The sequence below is a fragment of the Glutamicibacter sp. AGC84 genome, assembly GCF_053543575.1.
Genome location: NZ_JBLVOC010000002.1, coordinates 35,580 through 45,739 on the forward strand (window position 1 = coordinate 35,580; position 10,160 = coordinate 45,739).

General features: G+C 57.7%; 6 protein-coding genes. 3 read left to right on the forward strand and 3 right to left on the reverse strand.

The window, feature by feature from the left end:
- Positions 1-133: 133 nt before the first annotated feature.
- The gene (mobF, locus tag ACNPN0_RS01065; protein WP_448938553.1) at positions 134-4,474 is read right to left on the reverse strand and encodes a MobF family relaxase; all 4,341 of its coding nucleotides are present in this window, start codon (positions 4,472-4,474) and stop codon (positions 134-136) included.
- Positions 4,475-5,076: 602 nt separating this feature from the next.
- On the opposite strand from mobF, the gene ACNPN0_RS01070 reads away from it, so the two are divergent.
- Positions 5,077-5,511 (forward strand): hypothetical protein, encoded by a 435-nt coding sequence (locus tag ACNPN0_RS01070; protein ID WP_332595318.1) that lies wholly within the window; start codon positions 5,077-5,079, stop codon positions 5,509-5,511.
- Between the two features lie 278 nt (positions 5,512-5,789).
- On the opposite strand, the gene ACNPN0_RS01075 is transcribed toward ACNPN0_RS01070, so the two are convergent.
- A complete protein-coding gene (locus ACNPN0_RS01075; protein ID WP_448938549.1) occupies positions 5,790-6,212 on the reverse strand; it encodes a hypothetical protein in 423 nt (140 codons plus the stop codon).
- Positions 6,213-7,858: 1,646 nt separating this feature from the next.
- Between ACNPN0_RS01075 and ACNPN0_RS01080 the strand changes: the two genes are divergently transcribed.
- Entirely contained in the window at positions 7,859-8,770 is a 912-nt protein-coding gene (locus ACNPN0_RS01080) for a GT-D fold domain-containing glycosyltransferase (protein WP_448938829.1), read from the forward strand.
- 220 nt (positions 8,771-8,990) lie between these two features.
- Positions 8,991-9,353: a hypothetical protein gene (locus ACNPN0_RS01085; protein WP_332595321.1), complete on the forward strand. Its 363-nt coding sequence runs from the start codon at positions 8,991-8,993 to the stop codon at positions 9,351-9,353.
- Positions 9,354-9,513: 160 nt separating this feature from the next.
- Here the strand turns inward: ACNPN0_RS01085 and ACNPN0_RS01090 are convergent, their stop codons facing one another.
- Positions 9,514-9,864, reverse strand: a complete 351-nt coding sequence (locus tag ACNPN0_RS01090) for a hypothetical protein (RefSeq protein WP_402735350.1) — start codon at positions 9,862-9,864, stop codon at positions 9,514-9,516.
- Positions 9,865-10,160 lie beyond the last annotated feature (296 nt).

Below are 10,160 nucleotides of genomic sequence, written 5' to 3' on the forward strand. Positions count from 1 at the left end.
TGCAAACAACTGCCATTGTCAGCATGCTGCTTATTGCTCAATGTCCGATTTCCTTCTGTCTTGCGAGGGGCAGGATGTTAGACCACGTCATTAACCCAAGCGTGCATTCAACACGATAAGTAGTTCAAACCCCTTATCTCAGTGTTGGGCCAGATGGTCCTCGGCGCTGCGCTTCATCGTCCTTGAGCTTACGCTGCTGATCAGCTGCTTGTTCCTGTGCCTCTTGGGTTTTGCGCAGGCGGACCAGCAGTTCGTTGGTCTCAGCAGCCCCGGACCCTTCCTGGCCGGCATGGTGTTCGCTCGTGCTCATGGCGTTCTCCTTCTCCTGTGGGGTCGTTTCGTTTCTGGCTTGGGCTCGTTGGCGTAGCGCCGCGATCTTCGCCGCAGCGTCTGACTGCCCCACCGTTGCGGCAGATTCATTCGTCTTCTGCTGTGCTAGTTGTTCCTTCGCATCGGCTGGCATTGGCTCGCGGTTCGTCAGTTCAGAGTGCTTATGCAGTGCCGCGGCGCGGTTGCGCAGATCCTGCGCCACCGGACTGTTCTTCACATGCTGTGCAGGCAGGAGGGCTGGTTCAGCATCGGGGATGTTGTAGGTGCGGCGGTAGGCTGCGATTTCCGCGGCCAGCCGGCGCCATTCTTCAGCCCGGTCAGCCCGGCCCGGTACTGGGCCCAGGTCTTCCAGCCATGCTGGTGGGTTTTGGGCGAGTTCTGCTCCGAGCCGCTGATGCTCGGCATCAACCACGGGACGGTATGCTTCGATCTGTTCCTTCCACGCCGCGGGCAGGCGCGGGTCAGCCAACGGCTCGCGCGGTGCGAACCACTCGCCCAACCTGTTCGGTTCACGGTGCTTATCGAACGGGGCCTGTTCCAGTTCGCGCAGTTTCAGCTCGGTGCTGATGCGGCGCAGGACGGTGCCGCTGGTGGCGGCCAGGTTCTTGTGGTCGCGGTCGCGGATCTCTGCTTGGGCCAGTGGTTCTGGCATGTCCTGGCGCAGCTGCTGTTCTGCGCGCAGTCGGCCCAGTGACCAGGATAGGTACTCTTCGTTGTTGTCCATGTCGGAGGGGATCTGGCGGATCAGTTCGTTATCGGTGCACTTGATCCGGGCTGCTAGTTCCTCCTCGGACAGGTGGCCATACAGCCGGCGGGGCAGCGGTGAGATCTTTTCAGCTTCGGCAAGCTCGACCGCGCTCTTGCGGTACGAGGTGCCGGCGTCTTCAGCCCGATCCATAGCGCGTTCCTTCAATGCGACAAGGTGGTCCTGGTCGACCTCGCGCAGTGGGCGTTCGGCGGTGGCGAGGGTGGCTTCGCGGTTGTCGAGCAGGGTGCCCATACGCCAGGCCAGGATCGCGGCGATGCTGTCTGCTTCGGCGAAGTCGTGCTGGGAGTAGGCGTCCTCGATGAGGGTTTCGAGCTTTACCCCGGACTCTTCGGCCCGCTCCAGATGCCGGGCCACAGCTCCCCAGGCCGGGTCTTCAAGGATTGGCTGGGCGATCGGGTTGCTGAGGGTGGTGCGCAGGATCTGCTCGTATTTGGCAGTCTGGGCTTGGACTACCAGGTCCCGATAGATCATTCCGAGGCTGTTGATGTCTCGGGCCTGCTCGAATTCGCGAGTCACGGTTTCGTGGGCGGTGAGGTTCAGGTCCGTCCGCTCGGCAATACCGTTCAGGACCGTGTCGGCTCGGTCCCCGTCGGCCAGGCCCACATAGATGCGGTTGTCATATTTGCCGCGACTGGTCGCCACATACGCGCCGGCACGATCAGTGCTGCTGGTCAGCAGTGCGTGGGCTGTGTCCACGGTGGCGCCCTGGGCACTATGCACGGTATCTGCATAACCGAGGATCACGCTTTCAGCGACGTAGTCGGCGGGGATGGCGGCCAGTCCGTGGTGTTGCTGGTGCCGGGCGAGCAGGTGCCCGGATTCGATGCCTTCGACCACCCAGGAATCGTTGTTCTTCACGAAGTCCTTGCCCTGGTGGACGCTGAGGCGGCGGTCGTTATTCTTGGTCAGGATGACATCGCCAACATAAATCTGGGTGTCGTTGCGGCCGGTGATCACCTGGGTTTCATCCAGTTCGCCGCGCCCGAGCCGGTAGACCTGGGCCTTTTGGTTCAGGGTGGCGACTTGTTCATTGGTGCCGGCCAGCATGAGCGAGGTGCGCTCCTCGTTGGTGTCTTTCTGCCAGGCAGCGAACACTTGATCAGCCATGTCACCGGTGATGCCAGCTTTGATCTTCCCTTCAGCACGGTAGTACGCCCACGGGTCATCCTTCCCGAGTGCGGGAGCTTCACGCAGGGCCAGGGATGCGGCGGCTTCGCTGAGATTCGGGCTGCCATCGGCGTTCCTGAACCGGTGGATTTCCTCCAGGTGAACCAGTTGCTCTTCCTGGTTGAGCAGGCGCAGGATGCCGCCAGAGCCCACAGCAGCCAGCTGCTTGTCATCACCAATCGCCCGCACCAGAGCGCCGTGCTCCTGGGCTTGTTCGATCAGGGCCAGAAATTGGGTGGTGCCGATCATGCCGGCTTCGTCGATGATCACCACGTCCCCCGGCGACAGCTTCTCCTCGCTGGCCAGGAGCCGGTCCACAGTCATCGCTTCCACCCCGACCTCATGGCCCAACAGGGTCGCTGCTTTGGCCGAGGGAGCCACAGCAATCACGTGGTGATCGGCTTGCTTCATGGCGTTTACGGCCAGTTTCATCGAGGTTGTTTTACCGGTACCAGCTGGTCCGATACCTGCGACGAGGAGTTTGGGGCTGCAGGAGAATTCGCGGGCCAACGCCACCTGCGCCTCGTTCAAGCGGCCCTCAAAACTATCAAGGACGCTCTGGAAATGATCAGTCGTGACCGTGGGAATAACGTCGGTGCGCGCGGCCTGCAAAACCTTGTGTTCGGCTTCTAACACCGTCTCTGAGGTATAGAGGGCGGCGTGGGGTTTCTGGTACTTGTGCACCGCCACCATAGCCCCCGCCACCGATGCAGGCACAGGAAAATCAGGGGTGACTTTCAAGCTCAGAGAGTCGATCGCGGTGGATCGGACTTGGGCGATAACCGCATCAGCGACGGGTTGGGCTTGATATTGGCTGGAAAGCTGGCGGCGCACTTCAGCTTCCACATGCGCCTGATTCCACGTCGCCCGCGACTGCTCCAGGCGGGTGATGGTGGACTGCGCCAACTCACGGATCTGTTCCTCTGGCAGCTGGCCGATCGGCGTGTAAACCGGTTCCTGGCCGACGGAATACTTGCGCGCCGCAGCGAATAATTCATCGCCCACCAAGGCTCCGGGGACGGTGGAGAATTTGTCTTGCCAGTGCTCGGTGAGCTCTGAAAGGGAGAGACCTTTCTTCTTCTCAGCACGGGTTTCCAAAGTGGCTTGCTGGGAGAGCTTGATCAGCTGCTTCGGACTCGGAGCCCGCCCATACTTGTCCTCGAACTCATCAACGAGGGTCTTCAGCTGGGCTTTGATATTGCTCCGGCGTGAGGACGCAGCCTCAATACTGGCCAGGGGGATGCCGCCAATTTCGGTGATCTGGCGTTTGCCTTCCACCGTTCGTTGGGTGGTGGCGAGTCCCAGGTCGCGGCAGATGTTCTGCATGACCCTTGCGTTGTAATGCTCCGAAGCAGATACCGCATACTTGTGCAGGACGGTCCCGTCGATGGCACTCCACTTGCCATCCATCCCCAGCACTTTGTTGGAAACGACAATGTGGTCATGCAGCTGCGGATCCCCATCACGGGAGTCATAATGCCGGAAGGTGGTGTAGATCAGGCCACCGTCCACGTCTTCCGAGCGGACCCCGTTCTTGCCGCGGCGGGTGAAGACCGCATTGTTCTCCAAGTACTTCATGGCGTCTTCGATGGCCTCGTGATGGGCTTTCTCGATGACTTCCTGGACCTTGCGGTCGCTGACTCCCCAGAGGTAGGAGATGCTCTTGGACGGGGAGAACACCATGTCATACCCGGCCACCGCGTTCGAGCCCCTATGGGTCTGCCGGGAAATGAACTGGGAGAGTTCTTCCTTGGTCTTCGGCTTGCGGCCGTGCAGTTTGTAGAAGTGTTCGCCACCGGCCTTGGTGCGGAGGACGCGTCGTTCATCAGCGGTCGGTTCGCGGTGCTTGAGCCTGGTGAAATCACCCAGGGCGGTGTTAATCTTCTTGGCCAGTTCGCCGTCGAACTGGTCGAAACGCTTGTAGCGTTGACCCAGCTGCGCGTGGATCTTCTCCCCCGACACCGGATCCATCTGGCCGGCTAATGGGTGTTGTCCTAGCCCGTAGAGCAGCTCCATTTGCTCTTCGGTGACTTCCCCGTTCACGCCGAGGTTCTTAGCACCCCGTCCTCCCCAAATGCCGGGCGGGTGGCCGGTGACGGTGTAGTAATCCCCGAGCTTCCGATCCGGTGAGCGCAGCTCATCAGCGGAGGCAACTTCGCGGGTGTAGTAGAGATGGCCGTCCCCTGCACTGAGCTTATGCAGGGTCATCACACGTTCGACTCTAGCAATTCCGGCCAAAGTTATCGAGGATGCAAGAGGTGTGACAGATCTGGTCTTGATGGATCGGGAGAAAATAGGGCCGGAGGACTTCGACGATGCGTGAGAGATCTTGGGACGTCCGAATGAGGTACGAGTGGAAACTGGCGGGCCAAGGCTCTTGCGTGTCGGGGATGGAACTGGCCGGAGGGCTGCTACCGATTCATCATGTTGGTCGGCTCTGCATCCTTTGAGGAACGAAGAAGAAATAGTGCAGAGGCGGGCAAAGAGATCTGGCCATCAAAAGAAGGATGTTTTTGGTGCGGTTTTGCATATGCGATCTTCGCTGTGTGCAGGTGCGTCCAAGGTGGGTTTGATAGGGTCGCTGCTGTGCCCAGGGCAAGTCTCTTGTGTGAAACCGTGGCCCGATGTTTTCCACGTGTGGGCGGGTGGAGACGGCGCTTAATCTCAAAGCCGTCCACAGGTGGCAAACATCGGGCAGGACAGAGCCTGAGCGTCAGCGAAGCCCGTTAACGCGTTTTTGGGCCGGGGTGCGCGAGGGGTGTCCCCTCGCAAAATTTTGTTTTCGAGTTGGCGAAGGATGAAGTGTTTTGATGAGTAAGCCACGCAAGTCTGCTGCAGCGTTGGCCGCCCGGGAGAAGGCGCGTGCGAAGGCTGAGGAGATCACGCGCCGCAATGAGCAGTTGATCGAGTTGGCGGCGAAGTTCTTCATCCATGAGGACGAGATCGAACTGATCGATGAGGATGCCGCGAAGAAGATCGCCGAGCTGCATGCGACTGCCGAAGTGAAGAAGGATAAGGCGCGAGTTGCTGCGGCGTCGGTGGTGGAGCAGATGCTCGGTACGGGAGAGTCGAAGAAGTCGATCGGTGAGCGTCTGGGGCTCAGCTCCGCGGAGTTGAAGAGCTTCCTACCCCAGGCGGCTCCAGCGAAGGAACCCAAAGTGGTCGAAGAACAAAACGAAGAGACTGCCCAGGCCCCAGCGTCGACTGCCGAGGGACAAACTTCCGGAGTTGCGGCCAACGCCTAAGGCCGAATGCTGAGCGCGGTGCCGCTTCTGCCGATGCGTCGGGTTTGAGCTTATGTGTTCGGCCCACGTTTGGCCGTTGACTGCGGATCTTGAGGCGCGAACGTCTTCCCCTCAGACCGGCTCCTGCGCAATCCATGCAACACGGCAGCGCCGGTGCTTTTGTGCTAGAAAAACATCCTCAATCGAGCGGCGGAACATACAGCCCATTGCCACTGGCAGAATGCCCGTGACAGAGCTTTGGCTCTGAACGCGTGAGCACTCAGAGCCAAAGTGCTGGGTTAGTTCCCGAAGTCCGGAATGTATGGTTCACATAGCCCGTCGATCTGCTTGAACTCTTGCGGGTTCATCCCTTCCAGCGCTTCCGGTCCATCCGATTGCCCGCTCGCCCAGTACCAGAACGCCTCCTTGCTGATGGCAAGGTTGCGGGCTTCGCAGCTGCGGTACCAGCGCGCGGTCACATCGCCCTCCACGTACGTGGTGTATCCGAAGAGCATCCCGGTTTCATCGGTCGCCTTAGCTGCGGCGAAGATGATGTAGGGCCAGGATCCCAAGTCCCATCCATCGCGTCCCCACCCTGGAACTTCGTGCCATCCAGTGCCGGCCAGCGATTCCATCCAGTCATACCCTTCGCCATACATATCGCGTTCGACCGTCGCTGGGACGGTGACGGTTTCGCGGGTGTCCTTGGTTGTGGTCTGCATAGGTTTTTGTCCTTCGCTTTACGGAAGAGGGGCAGGTTGCCAGCCTCCCGCCGAAGCCCTCCCCCGGTTGTTTTTTGCCTGCTGGCGAAATGAAATGAAGCGGGGCCAGCCGGAAAACCCATCAACCCGTCAGGGGTGCGCAATCCAGGAAAATCTTGGGCCGAAAGAAGCGACGAAGGAGCGCGGCCCGAGAATTTCTGGGTGGAGCACGCCCGAAGCGCAGCGAGTGGCTTGTGGGTTTGTAGGTGGCCCGTACACTCCGAAGGACAGCAGCAAAAAACAGGAAAAAACCGGACGGAGTCCGGGCCAACAGCCGGCCGCGCCTGCGGACGCCCGATACACACTGGAGACGAGTTTGCGAGGGGCCAGGGTGCTCAGCGGGACGGGCACCTCACGGCATACCTAGACTGCGTCTAACGTCCACGACTAGCCTGAACGGGGAATGCTCGCATGTTCAGGACCACCAGCGGGAGTTGTCACAAAAGTTCGGGACATCGGGTTCACGCAGCCCTTGAAACACAGGAAACAATCAACTCTCTGCAAGTCGCCCATGATGCCCCACAGATCAACTACGAGCAGCACACGAAAGCGCAAAGTACTCGTTCATCGCGGTATGCTATCTGACTCAATTTGGAAGCGACAAGGGCGTAGGACCATGCGCGGTGAGTATCTTCCGGCCTACCGGCTCAGCGCGTGAGAACTGGTCCACCGGTAACTGGCTTAATGAAAAACCAGAAATCTTCAGGGCGTGGTGTGCCAGTAAGCATACAGCTGGTGGTTTAGCCTAGTTTCATGCGTGGTTCAGTCTCATGGCGACACCACGCACTGTTCGGATTGAGCGTTTCACCTCTCTCATCCGTGCGGGAACCCTGCATAATGGCTAGGTGCCCTATTGGGCACCTAGCCATTTTCATCTGCAAGCACTGAACAGGCTTAGATTGACGTTCTGTGGACCAGGGCAGCCACACTTCAACGGTCTTAAACCAGCGATGAACAACCACGAGCAAGCGATATTTACTTCTTATTCAGCGTCATCGCCACTGTGGCATATCCAGGCTTCGCGACAGTTAACCAGACCGTCGATTTCTTAGCAGCGTCCTTCTTGGTCACGGTCTAATTCGGCTGGGTGATCTTGCCGATAATCTTTCCCGAGCGCAGCCACTGATACAAATCTTTCACGCCCTTCGCGTTTCAGGTACCAGCGCTTACTTTGAGCTCCCTGCCAGTGGCTTTCATGCCAATAGTCGCACGCTCCTTTACTACCTTCAGCTTCGTTGGAACATCCGTTGCAGTAGACGCACTCGTGAACACGGGATTGGTCGGGTAGTCCACCCGCGATCACAGCATTCGATCCTTCCCAGATAGACGGTAAGACGCGCCCGTCGCCCCTGGAATCGCTTTAACATTGCGCGTCCACTGCAGACTCGTAAAAGGATAATTGCCCACATTTGAACCGCAGATACTTCGCTTATCCATCCATCTAATTGTTTGAGCGACACGACCACAGCCCTGAGCTGGCATCGAAGCGCATCGTAAGATGAATCCAAACGCATAGAATCACTGCAATACATTGCACCCTCTGCGCATCACCCTGCGGCCCTGCAGTGCGGGATAACGCGGCTCCTCCGCGAGAACGGATACTAGTTTTGCTGTCAAAGATCAAAGAAATCGCGAATCGCACCTTCCACGTGGAGATCCGGAATAAGAAACCCATTCCTGTCAAGATGAGCGGACACGAGGAACTGCCGGCACTGCTCAAGCAAGTGATCGCCGAACTGAAGAAAAATCGCAACGAGCTGACCGCGATTCGCACTGCCACCACTGGCCGGTACATGGACGAAGTGGCAGAAGTCTACGCGCACCAAGTCCTGCCCTTTAAGGAGTCTCTGGAGCTACTGGCCGCGTCTAACGCCTCCATCGCACGATTCGGAGATGGCGAATTCCGGCTCATGCTCCGCCCAGAGTTCAACCTAGGCTTCCAAAGCAACTCCAAGGAGCTCCAGTATCAGCTCCGGGAAGTCTTTGAAACTCAATCCGAAGACCTGCTCATCGGTTTCCCCTTCTTATTCCGAGATGCCCACTGGTCCAACGTGTATGCCGAGCTGTGGCCCAGCTTGAAGCCACTGGTTAACCCTCAGCAAAAATACATCAATGCCCATATCACCAGGCCCCGAGTGTTTGAAGTCCTGGGCCAGGAAGCAGTAGAGCTATGGCGTAAAGTCTGGGACCGGAAAGATGCCGTCATCATCACCGGCGAGGGCTCACGGTTTGATTTGGTCCCGGCACTTTTCGATAACCTGAAAACCGCAGACTTTATCCATTCAACTCCCAAAGACGCATTTACCGACCTGGAACGAGTTGTCTCCGAGACCCTGGAAAAGAATCCGGACCTTGCCATTATTTCCCTGGGCCCGGCCGGAACCGTCTTGGCCAAAAAACTCTCCGAACGCGGGATCCGAGCTCTTGATATTGGCCATTTGAGCAGCAGTTACCTCAACGTGGTGCAAGGCCAAGCACGTCCGGAACATACTCCCGCAACGCGGCAACTACGCAAATAGCCCGCACCTTTGCCCCAAATGCCGCCTCCGTGAAGCAGCGCGTTCCCCCTTGCACTTACTGGAACGCCATCCAATTCCGCGCATAAATCGAGCTGACTTGAGGACCATGGACCTCACTCGCGCTCTCTTACCGAAGCCTGCAGTCAAATGGGAGCCTGGAACGGCGAACCAACCTCTAAATGGTATGTTTTCAACAAATCATCTGAAATGAGAAAACACCATGAACAAAGCAGTACAAGCCGCTGAATATGCTCTTTGGTGGTCATTGTTGACCACCAGCCTCATGGCACTATGGTGCTTGGGCCGCAATACCTTCAAGCACGTCATGCCTTCTGAGAACGTTCTTACTGGCTCCGCCAAGGCCCTGGTGGCCAGCTTGCCCGCTGCCGTCGTGGCTTTAGCCATCATCAGCACCCCGTCCATCCTCGTTTCTGCGATGTACCCACACGCACCGACGAATGCCTGGCTGTGGCTCTGGACTGCGCCCGCTGGCCTCGGAGCGCTATTTATCGGCTTCCTGGCCTTGGGCTTGCTGGTGAAGCTCGCACGCCGGTTGGAACCGATGCCATCACCTTCAACATAGCAAGCAGCGCGAACAGGGACCGCGCCGGGTAGGCGCGGTCCCTGTCTAGTGCCAGTTACTTAGAACCGGGTCGCTACGTCAACGATGCAATCATTTCCAAGGGCGTCAATAAAGCTGTAGTTCAGGGGCTGCCTGGTTCAACTCACCCTTAGCGAAAGATCTACCTTTTCGTGCTGCGGGTCCGAATACGTCGATGCAATAGGTATTCAAAAAATCCCGAGGAAACAGCAAAGGTCGCTACGACGATCAATCCCAGAATCGGTGACAGCATAACGCCTGATGCGTAGTCTCCCCGAGCAACATCACTTTGTCCTGCTGTCGAACTCCAGATGGGAAGACTGGCAATTACGCCAAACAGTGTTGCACCGAGGAAGACGCCGATCAGATCACGCACCACGGAACGAGTCTTCTTGATCAAGGTCGGTACGGTGGCAAAGATCAAAATGGCGGTAAAAGGAACAAGAATGCCAGCCCACAACGTCGTGTACCCTAGCGGCGTAGCTTCAGACATGTATGAGATCAGATCAACAGTGAATGCAATGAGAATAAATATCGGCAGCGATAGCATCTGTGAGCTAAGACGTTCTTTAACGCAATTTTCCAACTCGTAAGACCTTTCAAAATATTATTTTTAGCTGTAGTTCAATTGATCTTCAATTTCACAGTTCGGCCGTATGCATTATTTCCGCAAGGGACAGCTAAGCAAGCGAAAGATTTCCGCTTGAGCCTATGGATGTTGGTCCAGTTCCCACGGAGGTTGGTGCGTGCATACATTTCATGGTTCGGGACCTGAACTCGGTTGAAACT

Coding starts and splice junctions, on each gene's coding strand:
- mobF (WP_448938553.1), bottom strand. CDS start 4,474: ATGACCCTGCATAAGCTCAGTGCAGGGGACGGCCATCTCTACTACACC.
- ACNPN0_RS01070 (WP_332595318.1), top strand. CDS start 5,077: ATGAGTAAGCCACGCAAGTCTGCTGCAGCGTTGGCCGCCCGGGAGAAG.
- ACNPN0_RS01075 (WP_448938549.1), bottom strand. CDS start 6,212: ATGCAGACCACAACCAAGGACACCCGCGAAACCGTCACCGTCCCAGCG.
- ACNPN0_RS01085 (WP_332595321.1), top strand. CDS start 8,991: ATGAACAAAGCAGTACAAGCCGCTGAATATGCTCTTTGGTGGTCATTG.
- ACNPN0_RS01090 (WP_402735350.1), bottom strand. CDS start 9,864: ATGTCTGAAGCTACGCCGCTAGGGTACACGACGTTGTGGGCTGGCATT.